This window comes from Acinetobacter sp. ANC_7635 (assembly GCF_056779945.1).
The window spans coordinates 1-288 of record NZ_JBWYIS010000047.1; the positions used below are offsets into that span (position 1 = coordinate 1).

Here is a 288-nt window from a genome sequence, read left to right on the forward strand (position 1 = left end):
GTCCCCATTCATCGACATGGATTTCTTCTCCTGCAGGTCCCACCACTTTGGCGCGTTGCGGATGGGTGCTAGGTCGATGTTGTAGTGGGTTATATTCGGGTACGGTTTTGATGTTGCGTCGTTGTAGGATGAGTTCGCTGGCTTGGCGTTCTTGGTCCTTGTGGGTTGCTTGGTTGGTGTCTGTCTTGTGTTTTGGTGTCCATTGGCTGCGTTGTAGCAGTTGTTGGACTTGTTGGTCTAAGTCTTTGGGTAGGTTGTTTTGGTTGTAGTAGCGTTTGCCAACAATGA

At 49.7% G+C, this 288-nt stretch carries 1 pseudogene; it reads right to left on the reverse strand.

Annotated elements, in window-relative coordinates:
* Nucleotides 1-288: pseudogene (locus AC1M89_RS14820) on the reverse strand (type VI secretion system tip protein VgrG); the annotation flags it as partial.